Source organism: Cupriavidus sp. KK10 (assembly GCF_018223725.1).
Taxonomy (GTDB): Bacteria; Pseudomonadota; Gammaproteobacteria; order Burkholderiales; family Burkholderiaceae; genus Cupriavidus; species Cupriavidus necator.
On sequence record NZ_CP073677.1, the window covers coordinates 673,801 to 691,022 of the forward strand.

Annotated in this window: 17 protein-coding genes and 1 pseudogene; 6 read left to right on the forward strand and 12 right to left on the reverse strand. The window is 67.9% G+C overall.

What is annotated here, in order from left to right; translation table 11 throughout:
• Positions 1–61 precede the first annotated feature (61 nt).
• Positions 62–733, reverse strand: a complete 672-nt coding sequence (locus tag KB879_RS03365; protein ID WP_228772607.1) for a chalcone isomerase family protein — start codon at positions 731–733, stop codon at positions 62–64.
• Positions 734–919: 186 nt separating this feature from the next.
• Between KB879_RS03365 and KB879_RS03370 the strand changes: the two genes are divergently transcribed.
• A complete protein-coding gene (locus KB879_RS03370) occupies positions 920–1,813 on the forward strand; it encodes an AEC family transporter (RefSeq protein WP_010812244.1) in 894 nt (297 codons plus the stop codon).
• On the opposite strand, the gene queG is transcribed toward KB879_RS03370, so the two are convergent.
• Positions 1,806–3,017 (reverse strand): tRNA epoxyqueuosine(34) reductase QueG, encoded by a 1,212-nt coding sequence (queG, locus tag KB879_RS03375; protein ID WP_041227760.1) that lies wholly within the window; start codon positions 3,015–3,017, stop codon positions 1,806–1,808. The two genes, KB879_RS03370 and queG, sit on opposite strands and share 8 nt — an antisense overlap.
• A 16-nt stretch (positions 3,018–3,033) precedes the next feature.
• Between queG and tsaE the strand changes: the two genes are divergently transcribed.
• The gene (tsaE, locus tag KB879_RS03380) at positions 3,034–3,546 is read left to right on the forward strand and encodes a tRNA (adenosine(37)-N6)-threonylcarbamoyltransferase complex ATPase subunit type 1 TsaE (RefSeq protein ID WP_153955658.1); all 513 of its coding nucleotides are present in this window, start codon (positions 3,034–3,036) and stop codon (positions 3,544–3,546) included.
• Positions 3,540–5,042 (forward strand): N-acetylmuramoyl-L-alanine amidase, encoded by a 1,503-nt coding sequence (locus KB879_RS03385; protein ID WP_013955675.1) that lies wholly within the window; start codon positions 3,540–3,542, stop codon positions 5,040–5,042. Before tsaE ends, KB879_RS03385 begins: the two co-directional genes overlap by 7 nt.
• Positions 5,043–5,099: 57 nt before the next feature.
• Here the strand turns inward: KB879_RS03385 and KB879_RS03390 are convergent, their stop codons facing one another.
• Positions 5,100–6,125 (reverse strand): bile acid:sodium symporter family protein, encoded by a 1,026-nt coding sequence (locus KB879_RS03390; protein ID WP_153955659.1) that lies wholly within the window; start codon positions 6,123–6,125, stop codon positions 5,100–5,102.
• A 103-nt stretch (positions 6,126–6,228) separates the two neighbouring features.
• On the opposite strand from KB879_RS03390, the gene KB879_RS03395 reads away from it, so the two are divergent.
• Complete coding sequence (locus KB879_RS03395; protein WP_013955677.1) at positions 6,229–7,146, forward strand: LysR family transcriptional regulator; 918 nt, start codon at positions 6,229–6,231, stop codon at positions 7,144–7,146.
• Here the strand turns inward: KB879_RS03395 and KB879_RS03400 are convergent.
• Both KB879_RS03400 and KB879_RS03405 read right to left on the reverse strand, forming a co-directional pair.
• A pseudogene (locus KB879_RS03400) lies at positions 7,146–7,412 on the reverse strand (helix-turn-helix domain-containing protein); the annotation flags it as partial. The gene KB879_RS03395 and the pseudogene KB879_RS03400 overlap by 1 nt on opposite strands.
• Positions 7,413–7,625: 213 nt before the next feature.
• Positions 7,626–8,405, reverse strand: a complete 780-nt coding sequence (locus KB879_RS03405; RefSeq protein WP_153955660.1) for a class I SAM-dependent methyltransferase — start codon at positions 8,403–8,405, stop codon at positions 7,626–7,628.
• Between the two features lie 152 nt (positions 8,406–8,557).
• Between KB879_RS03405 and KB879_RS03410 the strand changes: the two genes are divergently transcribed.
• Positions 8,558–9,370: a helix-turn-helix domain-containing protein gene (locus KB879_RS03410; RefSeq protein WP_153955661.1), complete on the forward strand. Its 813-nt coding sequence runs from the start codon at positions 8,558–8,560 to the stop codon at positions 9,368–9,370.
• Between the two features lie 17 nt (positions 9,371–9,387).
• Here the strand turns inward: KB879_RS03410 and KB879_RS03415 are convergent, their stop codons facing one another.
• From KB879_RS03415 to KB879_RS03445, 7 genes are all read right to left on the reverse strand, one after another.
• Positions 9,388–10,146, reverse strand: coding sequence for a 3-hydroxyacyl-CoA dehydrogenase (locus tag KB879_RS03415; protein WP_211980754.1), 759 nt, complete (start codon positions 10,144–10,146; stop codon positions 9,388–9,390).
• 173 nt (positions 10,147–10,319) lie between these two features.
• Positions 10,320–10,985, reverse strand: a complete 666-nt coding sequence (gene adk / locus KB879_RS03420; protein WP_211980755.1) for an adenylate kinase — start codon at positions 10,983–10,985, stop codon at positions 10,320–10,322.
• Between the two features lie 372 nt (positions 10,986–11,357).
• Positions 11,358–12,167: a 3-deoxy-manno-octulosonate cytidylyltransferase gene (gene kdsB, locus KB879_RS03425; RefSeq protein ID WP_153955662.1), complete on the reverse strand. Its 810-nt coding sequence runs from the start codon at positions 12,165–12,167 to the stop codon at positions 11,358–11,360.
• Positions 12,168–12,176: 9 nt separating this feature from the next.
• Entirely contained in the window at positions 12,177–12,383 is a 207-nt protein-coding gene (locus tag KB879_RS03430; RefSeq protein WP_013955684.1) for a Trm112 family protein, read from the reverse strand.
• Positions 12,364–13,467 carry a tetraacyldisaccharide 4'-kinase gene (gene lpxK / locus KB879_RS03435; RefSeq protein WP_153955663.1) on the reverse strand — a complete coding sequence of 368 codons (1,104 nt, stop codon included), beginning with the start codon at positions 13,465–13,467 and terminating at the stop codon, positions 12,364–12,366. The genes KB879_RS03430 and lpxK overlap by 20 nt, the downstream gene beginning before the upstream one ends.
• A gap of 150 nt (positions 13,468–13,617) precedes the next feature.
• Positions 13,618–14,049, reverse strand: coding sequence for a biopolymer transporter ExbD (locus KB879_RS03440; protein ID WP_013955686.1), 432 nt, complete (start codon positions 14,047–14,049; stop codon positions 13,618–13,620).
• A 21-nt stretch (positions 14,050–14,070) separates the two neighbouring features.
• Positions 14,071–14,691: a MotA/TolQ/ExbB proton channel family protein gene (locus KB879_RS03445; RefSeq protein WP_041228296.1), complete on the reverse strand. Its 621-nt coding sequence runs from the start codon at positions 14,689–14,691 to the stop codon at positions 14,071–14,073.
• A 1,061-nt stretch (positions 14,692–15,752) separates the two neighbouring features.
• On the opposite strand from KB879_RS03445, the gene xseA reads away from it, so the two are divergent.
• Entirely contained in the window at positions 15,753–17,138 is a 1,386-nt protein-coding gene (xseA, locus tag KB879_RS03450) for an exodeoxyribonuclease VII large subunit (RefSeq protein WP_194946888.1), read from the forward strand.
• Positions 17,139–17,222 lie beyond the last annotated feature (84 nt).

The window sequence follows — 17,222 nt, forward strand, 5'->3', positions numbered from 1 at the left end:
CGGAAGCAAAAAAACCGTCGCAGTGCCACAGGTGGGGCCGTGCGCCGGCAGCGTAATTGTGTCAGCCGCCCAGCAGCCCGCGCTTGACCTCGGCGTCGACCGGGCGCTCGCCCAGGAAGACCCGCAGCACGGCCTGGTAGAAGTCTTCGCCAGGGATCGGCCGGCCGCGAGGTGTGCCGTTGATGGCGACGACGGTCCCCGTCTGCGGGGAAAAATCCAGGTTGATCACGTCGCCCTTGTGCGCGGTGCCGACCTCGCCCAGGGTGCGCTCGAACTGTACCAGCCGCGTGGCCAGTTCCTGCATCTGCTGCTCGCTGTGGTTGTTGCGGATGCCCTGGCGGATGGCGCGCATGAGGGCCGGCGGTTCGGCCTCGCGCAGCATGCGCAACTGCAGCCGCTTGGTGCCGGGCGTGCCCAGCACCAGGGCCGCGTTGCGGGCCCTCTCCTGCAGGTACAGGGCGGCCACGTAGCCCTTGGCCAGGAAGCCCGCGCGCAGGGCGGTGCCGTTGAGCTGCAGTTCCTTGCCGCCCACGCGTGCCGCATCGTCAAAACGTATCCCTTCGATCTCCACCGAGCGCGCCGGCATGGGCACGGCGCCCGCGGCCGTGGCGGCGCACAGCGCCACCAGCACGGCGGCCAGGCGCAGGCAGCGGCCCGGGTGCAGACCAGGGCGGAAGGGGGCTCGGAGGTGGGTGTCCGGGCGCGGCGGCGCGGACCGGGTGCGGGACAACATGGCGGCAGGCGTACAACTTGGCATGCCATGCTGGCCTAAATCTGGAAAAATACCTATCCGTATCTGCCCTAGTCTGCACATTCCGGTTTTTTGCCGTTATCCACCCCCGCCGCCGCCGCTGCAATCCCGCGCAACGGCCCACAGGGCAGCTGCCGCGTCATGCCACCGCCACTACAACAACGATAAATGTCTTCTGCTCTCCTGCTGGTCCCGGACTTCAGCCTGATCCTCATCGGCTGGCTGCTGGTGCGCTATACCCCGTTCGACCGTGCCTTCTGGGGCGGCGTGGAGCGCTTGGTCTACTTCGTGCTGTTCCCGGCGCTGCTGCTGCAGTCGACCAATACCGCGGTGCTGGATTTCTCCTCGACCTCGGCCATGCTGGGGCTGGCGCTGCTGGTGATGGCCACCGGCATGGCCGGCGGCTACGCCGTTAAATGGGTGTTGCGCCCGGACGCGCTGAGCTTTGCCTCGGGCCTGCAGACCGCGTTCCGCTTCAATTCCTATATCGGGCTGGCGCTGGCATCGCGCCTGGGCGGCTCCGAGGGGCTGGCGCTGATGGCGGTGATCGTCGGCTGCACGGTGCCGCTGTGCAACGTGGCGGCGGTGTGGGCGCTGGCGCGGCACGGCCAGACCGCGCTGTGGAAGGAGCTGGCGCGCAACCCGCTGATCCTGGCCACTGCCGGCGGCCTGCTCACCAACCTGATGGGGCTGCATGCGCCCGAGGTGCTGGGCATGACACTGAACCGGCTGGGCTCGGCCTCGACCGCGCTGGGGCTGATGACGGTGGGCGCCGGGCTGCAGATGAGCGGCGCCACCGGCACTGCGGGGCCGGTGGCCTGGTGGACCGGGGTCAAGCTGCTGGCGATGCCGTGCGTGGCCTGGCTGGTGGGGCGTCATCTGCCGCTGACCGCGCTGCAGTACCAGATCGTGGTGCTGTATGCCTCGCTGCCCACGGCCTCCAGCGCCTATATCCTGGCGGTGCGCATGGGCGGTAACGGGCCGATGGTGGCAGCGACGATTTCGCTGATGACGGTGGCGGCGATCGTGACCACGCCGCTGTGGCTGGCGCTGGTCAGCTAGCGCCTGGCGGCGGGCCGTCCTGGGCAAGGGCCCAGTCGATATGCTCGCGCACCAGCGGCGTGGCGCTCTCGCGCCGCTCCAGCAGCGCTGCGCGGATGCGCGCGGCCAGGGCAGCATCTTCGGCGCGCGTGCCCGACCGCGCCGCGCGCAGGCTGTTGCCCAGCCCCACCGCCAGGTTGCGCAGCCAGCGCTCATGGCCGATGCGGCGGATCGGGCTGCCTTCGAGCCGCTGGTTGAATTCCGCTTCGGTCCACTGGAACAGCGCCACCATGTCTGGCGCGTCCAGCCCGTTGCGCACGTCGAAGTCCGGCACCATGGCCACATGCGCGAACTTGTTCCACGGGCAGGCGAGCTGGCAGTCGTCGCAGCCATAGACGCGGTTGCCCATGGGCGCGCGGAACTCCACCGGGATCGGGCCCTTGTGCTCGATGGTCAGGTAGGAGATGCAGCGGCGCGCATCCAGCCGGTACGGCGCCAGGATGGCACGCGTGGGGCAGATGTCCAGGCAGCGGTGGCAGTTGCCGCAGTGGCCGGACTCGGGCGCGTCCGCCGGCAGCGGGATGTCGACCAGGATCTCGCCCAGGAAGAACATCGAGCCGCCGTCGCGGTCCAGCAGCAGCGTATGCTTGCCGCGCCAGCCGAGCCCGCCCTGGCTGGCCAGCGCCACTTCCATGACGGGTGCGGAATCGGTAAAGACGCGGTAGCCGAATTTTCCGATTTCGGCTTCGATCCGGCTGGCCAGTTGCTGCAGGCGGCTGCGCAGCACCTTGTGATAATCGCGTCCGCGCGCATACAGCGACACCACCGCGGTGGCCGGATCGTCCAGCCGCGCCAGCTCGTGGCGGCGCCAGTCTGTGGCGCCGGCCTGGGCGCCGGCGGCCGGAATGTAAGGCATCCGCGCCACGATCGCGCGCACGGTGCCGGGCACCAGTTCGGCCGGCCGGGCGCGCCGCAGGCCGTGGTTCGCCATATAATCCATGTCGCCGTGGTAGCCCTGCGCCAGCCACGCCATCAGCCCCGGCTCGGCATGACTGAGGTCGACATCGGCGATGCGCACGGAGGCAAAGCCCAGTTCCGCGCCCCATGTGCGGATCGACGCGGCCAGTGCCGCAAGTTCCCCGGGTCCCGCGGCCAGGTGGCCGGGGGTGCCGGAAACGGGGGTAGGTGGCGCATCTGCCTGCCCTGGGGCGACTCGGTCGATCATCCCTGAATTGTACGCAATGCCCTTGCTCGAAGAACGCACCCTGACGCTGCCCGACGAAGCCGCCACCGCGCGCCTGGGCGCCGCGCTGGCCGCCACCGTGCAGGCCATGCCGCCGCACACGGTGCATGTGCAGCTGTCCGGCGACCTGGGCGCCGGCAAGACCACGCTGACGCGCGCGATCCTGCGCGCACTCGGCCATGCGGGCAAGGTCCGCAGCCCCACCTACACGCTGTGCGAGCCCTACGAGGTGGCCCGCGCCGACGGCTCGCCGCTGACCGTCTACCACTTCGACCTGTACCGCTTTGCCGACCCCGAAGAGTGGATCGACGCGGGTTTTCGCGACTGCTTCGGCGAACCGGCTTTCAACCTGGTCGAGTGGCCGGAGAAGGCCGGCCGCCTGCTCGGGGAACCGGATCTCCATATGTTGCTCCAATCGGACATGGCCGGGGCGGATGACGCCGGCGAGCGGCGGATCGCGACGATGCGCGCCTATACTCACACTGGACTTACCCTGCTGAACGCATGCTGATCAAGCGACTTGCCACTGACCGCCCCGATGGACCCGACGGCCTGCTGCAGGCGCGCCGCAAATGGATGGCGCAGGCACTGAAGCTGGGCGCGGGCACGGCCGTGCTGACCCTGGTCGGCCCGCAGATCGCGTTTGGCGCCGGCATCGTCGCGGTGCGCGTGTGGCCGGCCGAGGACTACACCCGCGTCACCATCGAATCCGATGCCCCGCTGGCCGCCGTGCACCAGATGATCCGCGACCCCGACCGGCTGGTGGTCGACATCGACGGCCTCGACCTGTCGCCCACGCTGCGCGAGCTGGTGGCCAAGATCACCCCGAACGACCCCTATATCCAGACCGTGCGCGTCGGCCAGAACCGCCCGCGCGTGGTCCGCATGGTGTTCGACCTGAAGGAAAACGTGGCGCCGCAGGTGTTCACGCTGGCGCCGATCGGCACCTACCGCAACCGGCTGGTGTTTGACCTGTACCCGGTCAATCCGCCCGATCCGCTGTGGAAGCTGGTGCGCGACACCGAGGAAAAGCAGCGCCGCTTCGCCACCTCGGATCCGGCGCCGGGCAACGATGGCATCGCCGGCGCGCCGGCTGGTGCCGAGGAAGACGCGATCGGCGCGCTGGTGCGCCGCTTCGACGAGAAGGGCGAGGTGCCGCCCACCACCGCGCCGCTGCCGCCGCCGGTGGCCTCGGCCCGGCCCAGGCCGTCCGCACCGCCGGTGCCGAGCCCCAATGCCCCGGTGGTGCCGCCGGTCGCACGCGACAATCCCACTGCCGAACGGCCCTTCAAGATGCGCCGCCTGCTGACCGTGGCGATCGATCCCGGCCACGGCGGCGAAGACCCGGGCGCGATCGGCGCCGCCGGCTCGCGTGAGAAAGACGTGGTGCTGCAGATCGCGCACCGCCTGCGCGCCAAGATCGATGCCCAGCCCAATATGCGCGCGATGATGACGCGCGACGCCGACTTCTTCGTGCCGCTGAACGTGCGCGTGCAGAAGGCGCGCCGGGTGCAGGCCGACCTGTTCGTGTCGATCCACGCCGATGCCTTCCTGTCGCCAGAGGCGCGCGGCGCGTCAGTGTTCGCGCTGTCCGAGCGCGGTGCTTCCAGTACCGCGGCACGCTGGCTGGCCAACAAGGAAAACGCAGCCGACCTGATCGGCGGCGCCAATATGGGCAACAAGGATGCGCAGGTCGCGCGCGTGCTGCTGGACCTGTCCACCACCGCGCAGATCAACGACAGCCTGCAGGTCGGCAAGGCCGTGCTGGGCGAGATCGGTGGCATCAACAAGCTGCACAAGGGCAGCGTGGAGCAGGCCGGGTTTGCGGTGCTGAAGGCCCCGGATATTCCGTCGATCCTGATCGAGACGGCCTTCATCAGCAATCCGGAAGAAGAGCGCAAGCTCAACGACAACGCACACCAGGAGCAGCTGGCCAATGCGATCCTGAAGGGGATCCGGTCCTACTTCGCGCGCAATCCGCCGCTGTCGAAAAATCCGTCCGTGTGAATCTGGCGGGCACAAAGAAACCGGGGCATGCCCCGGTTTTTTTCATGGCTGCATGCCTCAGGCGCGCGCCGCGGCCTCGTCCTCCAGCAAGGCATCGCGGTCGGCATAGCGCGATGCAATCACCGAGCACACAATCAGCTGCAGCTGGTGATAGACCATCAGCGGCAGCACCAGCAGGCCCAGCGCCGGATGGCCGGCAAACAGGATCTTGGCCATCGGGATGCCGTTGGCCAGGCTCTTCTTGGAGCCGCAGAACACTGCCGTGATCTCGTCCTCGACAGAGAAGCCAAGGCGGCGCGCGGTCAGCGTGGTAAAGCCCAGCACCACGAACAGCAGCACCGCGGCGATCAGCATCACGGCGCCGATGGTCTGCCACTGGTACTGGTGCCACAGGCCCTTTGCGGTGGCGTCGCAGAATGAGGAATAGACGATCAGCACGATCACGCCACGGTCGATCTTGTTGGTGATGTTCTTCTTCTTTGTCAGCCAGTTGCCGATCAGCGGGCGCAGCAACTGGCCCAGCGCGAACGGCAGCAGCAGTTGCAGCGCCACGCCGGTGAGCGCCTTGCCCAGCGGCATCGAGGCGCCGCTGGCGCTGATCACCAGCCCCATCAGCAGCGGCGTGACCAGCATGCCGATCAGGCCCGAGATGGTGGCGTTGAAGATCGCGCCGGACACATTGCCGCGCGCCATCGAGGTCATGGCCACCGACGACGATACCGTCGACGGCAGCGCGCACAGGAAGAACACGCCCAGCAGCAGGTCCGGCGGCAGCGTATTGCGCAGCGACAGCATCAGCAGCGCGCCCACCAGCGGGAACACCACGTACGTGAAGGTCTGCACGAAGACATGCAGGCGCCAGTGCTTGGCGCCCGACACCAGCTTGTCGCGCGAGAGCGCCGCGCCGTGCAGAAAGAACACCAGCGCCACGCCCAGGCTGGTCACCACGCCCAAGTGCAGCGGGCCGTTGCCGGTGCCGATTTCAGGGGCGACCAGCGCAATGGCGATGGCCGTCAACATGACGAGAACGAAGCCGTCGATCAGGTCATAAAGTTTCTTGAGCTTGCGGACAATACGAGACATGACTGCGGGTGGATCCTGCAATGTTAGGGTTTTGCCTAGTATTGGACGTCAGCCAAGTCTAGAATGCAAATTCATTTATAGAATCTATTTATCCGGTCGTTGCATGAATTACACACTGCGCCAGTTGCGCGTCTTCCTGGCCGTGGCCAATACCGGCGGCTTCAGCCGGGCCGCCGATGTGGTCGGCCTGACCCAGCCTGCGGTCAGCCGCGGTGTGGCTGAGCTGGAAGAGGCACTTGGCGTGCGCCTGCTCGACCGCACCACGCGCGAGGTGGTGCTGACCGAGGCCGGCCACGCGCTGGCGCCGGCGTTGGAGCGGCTGCTCGGGCAGCTCGACGACACCCTGGAAGAGACGCGCCAGCTCGGCGAACGCTATCGCGGACGTGTAGTGATAGCCGGTGCGCCGACGATCTCGGCCCGACTGATGCCGCTGTACGTGGCCGCCTGCGCCGCCCAATACCCTGAGATCCGCCTGATCGTGCGTGACAACGTGCAGGCCGACGGCCTGGAGCAGGTGCGCGCCGGCGCCGTGGACTTTGGCGTGCTGATCGATCCGCTGGTGCGCGACGGGCTGGTGGTAGAGCCGGTGGCGACCGACCCGTTCTGCTTTGTCTGCCGGCGCGACCATCCGCTGGCGCAGTCGGCCTCGGTGCCGTGGTCGGCGCTGCATGGGATGCAGTTGGTGCTGCTGGACTTTGCCTCCGGCAGCCGGCCGCTGATCGACCGCGTGTTCGGCCGGCATGGCGTGGTGCCCCTGGTGGTGCAGGAACTGGGCCACTCGGCCAGCGTGTTCGGCATGGTCGAGGCCGGCATCGGCGCCTCGGTGCTGCCGTCGTTCTCGCTGCCGCTGCCGGCGGCGTCGCCGCTGGTGTGGCGGCCGCTGGTGCCGCGCGAGGAGCGCAGCATCGTCATGGTCCGGCGCGAGGACCGTTCACTGTCGCCGGCCGCGGCGGCGGTATGGGACCTGGTGCGCCGCCTGACCGTGCGCGCCGAGGCGCCCGCGATGAGCGCCGCGGCCTAGGCGCGCTCCAGGTCCTTGAGTGCCTGTTGCAGCGGGTGCGTCGGCGCTTCCTTCAGCCACGGCGTCTCTGGACCGTTGCGCCAAACGGTGAGCAGCTTGCACAGACCGGCATAGCCGAGCTTCCTCTCGCCTTGCTCGTAGCGCTCCTTCTGCAACGCCAGCGCCTTGTTGAACACGAACCGGCACGGCCCGGCGAAGCGGCGCATGTTGCGCTGCTGTTCGCCGGTCGGCATCAATGCGTATTTGAAGGCTTGAAGTCGCTGCATGAGCCCATCTTACCCTTGGTCTATGAGCAGCGAAAACGATGTTCGGCACGGTAGGCATTGCGTCCTTCTGATGCCGGTAGCCGCAGCCACGCACCCATGGCGATCATCCGCCAGTACATCGAGCAGCAACAGACGCCACACTGAAAACCCAACGGAAAGGACGCCTGCGGCGTCCGCGCTATCCTTCCCCGCCTAAAGGTGCCGCGCACCTGGTCAACGCGCGGTGACCATCACCGCTTCCAGTTCAAAGCTGCCGTCGGCCTGCACGCGATAGTGCTCGCGAACTTCCGCGGGCGCCATCTGCCACAGGTGGCGGATGGCCTCCACGGCCACCGGTGCCGTGCGCATGCGCCTGACCCAGCTGTCGAACTCGATGCCGATGCGCCAGATGTCCGATACGGCGATGCCATCGGCGCCAAAGCCCGCCGCCTCGAACATCGCCCGCCAGCCCGCCGGCGTGTAATCGCGCACATGCGAGGGATCGCGCAGCAGTTCCACCGATTGCAGCCAGGTATCGCGCAGCGGGTCCGGCGCACCGGCAATATCGATCAGCACCACTTTGCCGCCGGGCCTGAGCACCCGGCGGATCTCCGCCAGCGCCGCCGGCACGTCGCGCCAGTGGTGCGCACTCATGCGCGAGACCACCGCGCAGAAGCTTGCATCGTCGAACGGCAGCTGCTCTGCCGCGCCCTGGCGCGTGCGGATATTGGCCAGCCCGCGCTCGCGCGCTGCGGCCTCGACCACGGCCAGCATGTCCGCCGACAGGTCGTAAGCCGTCACTTCGCCCGCAACCGCTGCCGCGGCAAAGCTGGCATGGCCGGCGCCGCAGCCCAGGTCCAGCACGCGGCTGCGCGGGCGGTTGGCCGCGGGGATCAGCGCGGCCAGTTCGTCTTTCAGTTGCTGCAGGTCCGCGCCGCTGGCGTGGACGGTGCTGGTGAGGTAGGCGCTGGCGGTGGCGCCGAACTGGGCGGCGACGAGTTCCTGCTGTTGCATGGTGCTGGGCTCCTTGGGCCACGCCCAGGTCGTGGGCGGCCTTCTTGTGGGGGAGGGGACTTGCCCGCGAGGCGGGTTCGGCATACTGTAGGCGGGCAGTTTTCCCGGTACAAGTTACCGATTTATCCTGGTATAAGCGACACCAGCCTGTCATGCCTTTATCTGCCGATCCCCCTGTTGCCCAGTCTGCATCGCCATCGTCGCGTGAATCCGTGCTGGGCGCTTTCCTGCGCGCGCACCGCGAACGGCTGGCGCCGGCCGATGTCGGGCTCGCACCGGGCCGGCGCCGCCGCACCCCAGGGCTGCGCCGCGAGGAAGTTGCGCAACTGGCGGGCTTAAGCGCCACCTGGGTGACGTGGCTGGAGCAGGGGCGGCCGGTATCGCTGTCGGCACGTGCGCTCGCCAGCCTGGCTGCCGCGCTGCGGCTGTCGCGCGCCGAGCGCGCCTACCTGTTCGAACTGGCGGGCCGCCGCGACCCGCAGCAGGCCCCGGACGAAACCGTGCCGCCGGTGGTGCTGGCCAGCGTGCATGCCATCGGCGGGCCGGCCTACCTGCTCGACCGGCAATGGACCGCGCTGGCCTGGAACGATGCCGCCGCGGACCTGTTTATCGGCTGGCTCGATGCCGCCAGCGCCGAGCGCAACCTGCTGCGCGCGATGTTCCTGTCGCCGGGGCTGATGGCGCTGGTGGAAGACTGGCCGCACCGCGCGGCACGGCTGGTGGCGGAATTCCGTGCGCACAGCATCCGCCATGCGGACGAGGTGCCGACGCGTGCGTTGATCGAGGGGCTGATGGCAGAGAGCGCGGCCTTCCGCGATGCCTGGCTGTCGCAGGACGTGGAAGACCGCGAGGGCGGCCGCCGCGGCTTTCGCCACCCGATGCTGGGCGCGCTGCAGTTCGAGCAGCTGACGCTGGTGCCGGCGGCGGCGCCGGGTTTGATGCTTGTGATGCTGCTGCCCGGCTGAGCGGGCAGGCCTGGGCATTACTTGGGCTGCATCCGGATCGCGCCGTCCAGGCGGATCACTTCGCCGTTGAGCATGGTGTTCTCGATGATCGAGCGCGCCAGCTTGGCGTACTCCGCCGGGCGGCCAAGGCGCGGCGGGAACGGCACCATCTTGCCGAGCGCGTCCTGCACCTCCTGCGGCATGCCCAGCAGCATCGGCGTTTCGAAGATGCCCGGGGCGATGGTCATGCAGCGCACGCCGTCGCGCGACAGGTCGCGCGCGATCGCCAGCGTCATTGCCACCACGCCGCCCTTGGACGCGGCATAGGCGGCCTGCCCGATCTGGCCGTCAAAGGCCGCCACCGACGCAGTATTGATGATCACGCCGCGCTCGCCTTCGCTGTCGGGGGTGTTTTGCACCATGGCCGCGGCGGCCAGGCGGATCATGTTGAAGGTGCCGACCAGGTTGATGCGGATGGTCTTGTCGAAGGCGTCGAGCGGATGGGGGCCGTTCTTGCCAACGGTCTTGTTGGCGGTGGCGATGCCGGCGCAGTTGACGATACCCGAGAGCCGGCCCAGTGCCTGGGCGGCGGTCACCACCGTCTGGCCGTCGGCTTCGGAGGTGACGTCGCAGCGGACAAACTGGCCGCCCAGTTCTGTTGCCAGGGCCTGGCCGGTGGCCTCGTTCAGGTCGGCGATCACGACCTTGGCGCCGGCTTCGGACAGCATGCGGGCGGTGCCTGCACCCAGGCCTGAGGCGCCGCCGGTGACGATGAATACGTTGCCTTGGATTTGCATTTGGGGTTGTCTCCTTGGGATTGGGGTTTTTTGTTGCCGTTTACGTAAACGTCAATTCATTGGCGGTATTTTACGGGGTGGTGGGGGATGTGCAAGGGGGCCACACCCCACCTACTCGCCCATAAAACAAAAGCGGCCCAAAGGCCGCTTTCACAACACAGCAGGCGAAAGAATTACTTCAACGCCTCAAACACCCGCGCAGTAATGTCATCGACATTGCCCACGCCCAGGATCTTGCGGTACTTCGGCGGCGCCACCTTGGCGGAAGCATCCCCCTTGGCAGCCCAGTCCGAGTAGTAATCCACCAGCGGACGCGTCTGCTGCGAATAGACATCAAGACGCTTCTTGACCGTCTCTTCCTTGTCATCGTCACGCTGGATCAGCGCCTCGCCGGTCTCGTCGTCCACGCCCTCGGTCTTGGGCGGGTTGTACTTGACGTGGTAGGTGCGGCCCGAGGCCACGTGCACGCGGCGGCCGCTCATGCGCTCAATGATGGCGTCGAACGGCACGTCGATTTCCAGCACGTAGTCGATTGCCACGCCCGCTTCCTTCATCGCCTCGGCCTGCGGAATGGTGCGCGGGAAGCCGTCGAACAGGTATCCGTTCTTGCAGTCGTCTTCCTTCAGACGGTCCTTCACTAGGCCGATGATGATGTCGTCCGACACCAGTCCGCCCGCGTCCATGACCTTCTTGGCTTCCACCCCCAAGGGGGTGCCGGCCTTCACCGCGGCGCGCAGCATGTCGCCCGTGGATATTTGCGGAATGCCGAACTTCTCGCAGATGAACTTGGCTTGCGTGCCTTTGCCGGCGCCAGGCGCGCCCAACAGGATCAAACGCATTTACGGGTCCTCAGAGTTTTTAATCTGGTATGGCGGGAGATCAGAAGGAGGGTAACGCCGTAACTTGACGCAGGACTTACTGCGGTCCTGATGCGTTCTGACTGCGTTCAGCGCGGGCACTGCTCAGGCGTACCCACGCGTACGGCCGGCGGCGGCTGCCAGGGGGATGGCGGCGCGGCACACCGGACGGGCTCTATCTTTATCTCCCCACCGAGCCTTGGCCGGCGGCACGCTTGCGCATGCCGGCCGGGCGGCTCTGTATCGGCAAGCATTATGCCATGAGGCGGCGCAAAATCGGCCCGAAATCCGCCCCCCGGTTCAGGTTGCAGCAGTATGAACCTGAGCGGGCAGACGCCCGCGCGGGTCGTTTTGTCAGGGCCCTTCCTGGGCCATCGACTGCGCCCACAGTGCGCGCACCCGTTCCAGGTCGGCCGGGGTGTCGACGCCGGGGGCCGGCGCGGCGCTGGTCTGCAGCACCGCAATGCGCTCGCCATGCCACATGGCGCGCAGTTGCTCCAGCGCCTCGGTCTGCTCCAGCGGCGCCGCCGCCAGCGTCGGGAAGCGGCGCAAAAAGCCCGCCCGATAGGCGTACAGCCCGATATGGCGCAGCACCGGCATGCCGGGCAGCGGCACCTGGGCCAGCGCCGCGGGCACGGCCGGCACGCCCGACCAGGCATCGCGCGCCCACGGGATCGGCGCGCGCGAGAAATACAGTGCGCGGCCGGCGGCGTCGCACACCACCTTGACCACATTGGGGTTGAAGACTTCGGCGATGTCCTGCAGCGGATGCGCCGCGGTGGCGATGGCACAGTCGGCGTGGTGCGCCAGATGCAGTGCCACCTCGTCGATCAGTGACGGTTCGATCAGCGGCTCGTCGCCCTGCACATTGACCACGATGGCGTCGTCGGCCAGGCCCAGTTGGGCGGCCACTTCGGACAGGCGGTCGGTGCCGGAAGGGTGGTCGGCGCGGGTCAGTACGGCTTCGATGCCGTGCGCGGCGCAGGCCTGCGCCACCGCGGGCGCGTCGGTGGCGACCACGGTGCGCCGCGCCGACGACGCATGCGCGCGTTCGGCCACGCGCACGATCATCGGGCGCCCGCCGATATCGGCCAGGGGCTTGTCAGGCAGGCGCGTCGAGGCGAGCCGCGCGGGAATGACGACGGTGAACGCGGGGACGGTCATGGCGCGCGCTCAGTTGCCGGCGGCAGGGGCGTCCGGGTTGACCACGCGGCCCGGCACCGACTGGCGGGCCTCGTCGGCCAGCATCACGGGGATGCCGTCGCGGATCGGGTACGCCAGCTTGTCGGCGTGGCAGATCAGCTCCTGCGCGGCGCGGTCGTATTCCAGCTTGCCCTTGCACAGCGGGCAGACCAGGATTTCAAGCAGCCGGTTGTCCATCTCGGTGTTCCTCGTTGCGCCCTGCGGCGCCCGGCGTGGTTGCCGGCGCGGTCGGCGCGGGTTTGACTTGCGCCAGGACGGCGCGGCGGATTTTTTCGATCAGGCCGGTATCGATCACGGGCCTGGTGGGGACGACCCAGATGCGCGGGTCGTCGAAGCGCTCGCATTTTACGGCATCCTTCTCGGTGATCAGGATCACGTCGGCGTCGAGCGCATCGGCATTGTCGACGAACGGGTCGGCGACAAAGTCATAGTGGTCGGGCAGCGGCAGTGTCTTCGGCGACAGCCCTGCGCCACGCAGGCTGGCGAAGAAGCGTTCGGGGTTGCCGATGCCGGCGGCGGCCAGCACGCGCCGGCCGGCGAAGGCGCTGACCGGCCGCGCCATGGTGGGATCGGCCAGCTGCCAGGCGTCGTCCAGCTCCAGCCGCATGCCGTACACGCCGGGGCGGTCGGGCGTGGCGCGGAAGGTGGGGTCGTTGATCAGCGTGGCGTCGCGCGGGCGCGAAAGCGGCTCGCGCAGCGGGCCGGCTGGCAGCAGCAGGCCGTTGCCGCCCATGCGTGAGTCGAACATCACGATCTCGAAGTCGCGCTGCAGCTTGTAGTGCTGCAGGCCGTCGTCGAGCAGCAGCACATTGACGCCCGGGTGCGATACCAGCATGGTCTGCGCGCACAGCGCCCGGTCGGGGAAGACCCAGACCGGCACGTCGGTGGCGCGCGCGATCAGGAGCGGCTCATCGCCTACGTCGGACGCCTTCGAGGTCGGCTTCACGCGGCGCGGGTGCTTGAGTTCCACGCCGTAGCCGCGCGACACCACGCCGGGGCGCAGCCCCGCCTCGGTCAGCGCTTGTGCCAGCGCGATCACCGCCGGCGTCTTGCCGGTGCCGCCCACGGTCACGTTGCCGACCACCACCACCGGCATCGGCAGGCGTGTCGACTTGAACCAGCCACGCTGGTAGCCATAGCGGCGCACCCGCGCGATCAGCCCGAACAGCAGCGAGAACGGCAGCATCACCCACGCGAACCAGCCGCGGCGTTGCCACTGGGCGGTCACGAAGTCGGCAAGGGCATGTCGGGGAACGGGCATGGGCGCGGCGGGCGGTGGAGTCGGTGGTTGGGATGGGATTGTAGTGCGCCCGCGGCTTCGCCCCCTGGGGGCGCGGGTGGCTCAACCATTATGGGCATTGCACAGCGCATGCGGCAAGCCCGTCGGCCGCATGCGCCAGGGCGCCCGGAGTCAGCGCGGCTGTGCGCTCTGCGTGGCGAAGGTCAGGCGCGACAGCCCGGCCAGCCGCGCGGCCTCCATCACGTTGATCACGGCCTGGTGGCTGGCCTGCGCGTCGGCATTGACGATCACCACCGGCGGCTGGCCGCCGGCACCGGTGCCCGAGGCGGCGCGCAGCTGGTCGGCCAGGCTGGTGACGTCCTTCTGCTCCATCACCTGCTTGTTGACGGAGTAGACCCCGCGCGATGACACCGACACCACGATCTCCCGCGGCCGCTGCTGGGCGCGCTCGGCGTCGGCGGTGGGCAGCTGGATCTGCAGCTCGGTAAAGCGCGAGTAGGTGGTCGTGATCATCAGGAAGATCAGGATCACGAGCAGCACGTCGATCAGCGGGATCAGGTTGATCTCCGGCTCTTCGCGCCGCTGACGGGAACGGAATTGCATGGCGTTCGTTCTGTTCGGCGATCAGGCGCGGCGTTGCGGCAGGATCGCGTCGAGGAACGACGTGGCGCGAAATTCCAGCTCGGCCACGTAGTCATCCACGCGGCGGCGGAAGTAGCGCCAGAAGATCAGCGCCGGGATTGCCACGATCAGGCCGAAGGCAGTGTTGTACAGCGCCACCGAGATGCCGTGCGCCAGTTGTTCAGGGCTGGCGCCGGTGCCGCCCTGGCTCCCGAAGATCTCGATCATGCCGATCACCGTGCCCAGCAGGCCCATCAGCGGCGCCACCGAGGCGATCGTGCCGAGCGCGTTCAGGTAGCGCTCCAGCTCATGCGCGACCACGCGGCCGGCTTCCTCGACCACGTCTTTGGCGGCATCGCGCGAGGTATGCGGCTGCAGCACCACGTGGCGCAGCCCGGCGGCCAGCACCCGGCCCAGCGGCGAGTTCTGCTCAATCGTGTTGACGACTTCCGGCGTCGCGCGGCGTTGCTGCGCGGCCGCCAGCGCCTCTTCATAGAGCCTGGCGGGCAGGACCTTGCTACGCTTGAGAGTGAGAAAACGTTCGACGATCAGCGCCAGCGCGATGACCGAGGCGAGCAACAGCGGCCAGATCGGCCAGCCGGCCGCTTGAATGATGGAAAACAATTGGACCCCCGGGATCGACAACCGAATAACAAAACCCCAAACCACCTGGACGGCATGCCTTGATGCGCGTCTGGCCGCTGGCGGCGCGCGCTCCGGCATTGCTCTGAAAAATCAGGCGCCACTCTAACCTGCGCCCTGTCGCACGGCAAGACGGCACCCGACGCTGTCTCGGCCACGCATCGCCCATTTCCACAGCAAAGCGGGACAGTGTTGTGGATCGATTGTGGAAAGCTACCTGACAAGCGTGCTAACACATTGATCTTTAAGGGCAAAAACATCACTGCTTAAATTTTGTGCAAAAGCCTGACGCAGACCCTGCGGCGCATGGTGCACGCCGCCAGGCACCGCTTTCCACAACCTGGCCGGGCGCGTCGGTGTGCTGGCACGCATTCCTGTGCGGCTTTCCACACAGCGCCGGGACAGGATTGTGGAGCGCTTGTGGAAAGCTGCCTGAGAGGTCACCTAAGTCTTTGATTTATAAGGTGGCACCATCGGCTGCTCAAAAAACAGGCAAACGGGTGTATCCGTGCGGCCCGCGGCCGATGTGGCGTCAGGCAGGGCAGAAACCGGGTTTTTCCACATTCCGCAGGGAGAGCATTGTGGACGGCCTGTGGACAAATCCGGGAGAAGCAGGTTAACCCATTGATTTTTATGACCTCCCATCGCCCTGCCCAGAAATTGTGCAAATGCAGCATGGACGCTGCGCCCCGGACGGCCAGCGGCGCTCTGATACGCCACGCGCCGGGTCGGCCGCTTTCATCGGGCAGCAAGCGGTTTTGGGGCCACTTTCGCCGGAAAAGTGTGGTTTACGGCGCCTTTTATCCAGAGAAGCTGTGGATAACTTTGTGAACAAGCCTGCCAGGCGCTATGTAAGTGATTGATGCAAAAGAGAATTGGTTATATTGCCTAATTTTTGTTTTGCTCGTAAAACTCATAAGAATCAAAGGGTTGGACGAACCCATGCGCCTTTCGGGGCAGGGCGCCGGCATCAATGCTACCCCCTTGACATAGCGGTTATGCTGTGGACATGTCCCATTCACGCCGCTTGCCATCCGTGCGCCATGCCAGACTTGCCGAACTTTTCGCGTGACCCTTCCTCCACCGCGCCGCGCAGCGGCCGCGACGTCATTCCTGTCGGTGAGCTGAACCACACCATCGCCAGGCTGCTGGAACGCAGTTTTCCGCTGGCCTGGGTGCGCGGCGAGATTTCCAATTTCACGCGCGCCGCCAGCGGGCACTGGTATTTCTCGCTCAAGGATGCACGGGCGCAGATCCGCTGCGTGATGTTCCGCGGGCGCAACCAGCATGTCGACTTCCAGCCGCGCGAGGGCGAGGCGGTGGAAGTGCGCGCCGTGGTCACCATGTATGAGGCGCGCGGCGAGGTGCAGCTGGGCGTAGAGGCCATGCGCCGGGCGGGGCTGGGCAACCTGTACGAAGCCTTCCTGCGCCTGAAGGAAAAGCTGGCGCAGGCGGGGCTGTTCGCGCCGGAGCGCAAGCGCCCGGTGCCGGCGCATCCGCGCACCATCGGCGTGGTCACCTCGCTGCAGGCGGCGGCACTGCGCGATGTGCTGACCACCTTGCGCCGGCGTGCGCCGCATGTGCCGGTGGTGGTCTATCCGGTACCGGTGCAGGGCGCTGGCGCGGCGCAGAAGATCGCCGACATGCTCGATGCGGCCAGCGCGCGGCGCGAGTGCGACGTGCTGATCCTTTGCCGCGGCGGGGGCAGCATCGAAGACCTGTGGTCGTTCAACGAAGAGGTGGTGGCGCAGGCGATTGCGCGCTGCGTGCTGCCGGTCATCTCCGGCGTGGGCCACGAAACCGACTTCACCATCGCCGACTTTGTCGCCGACGTGCGTGCGCCCACGCCGACCGGCGCGGCCGAGCTGGTCAGCCCGGATCGCGCGCACCTGCTGGCGCAGGCGATGCGTGCGCGCGACGCGCTCACGCAGTGCATGCGGCGCGGGCTGGACCTGCGCGCGCAGCACCTGGACTGGCTGGCGCGGCGCGTGCGCAGCCCGCAGGCGCAACTGCAGGAGCGGCGCGCGCGCGTCGACAATCTGGCCCGACATTTGCGGTCGGCATTGCGCGACACGGTGGTGTCGCAGCGCCACCGCCACCAATTGCTGGCGATGCGCTGGAGCGCGTGCCGCCCCGATGCCAGCGCCGCTCATGCCGACGTGGCCCGCCTGTGGCAACGCCTGCAGGCCGCCGCCGCACGCCAGCACGAGCGCGCCGGCCAGCGCCTGGCGCGCAGCGCCGGCGCGCTGGAGCTGCTGGCGCCGCAGCGTACGCTGGAACGCGGCTATGCGGTGCTGCTGGACCAGCGCGGACGCGCGCTGCGCTCGCCCGCCGAGATCCGCGCCGGCAGCGTGCTCGAAGCGCACTTGGCCGAGGGCGTGGCCGACCTGGCGATTGCCGGCGTGCAGGCCAAGCTGCCGGATTTCTGAGCGCCTGCGCGGCCCGGGAACGCCTCCCATTCGCGATGCCGCGGCGGGCCCGAAGCGTTCCGGGAAGCCGGGCGGAAATCCCCC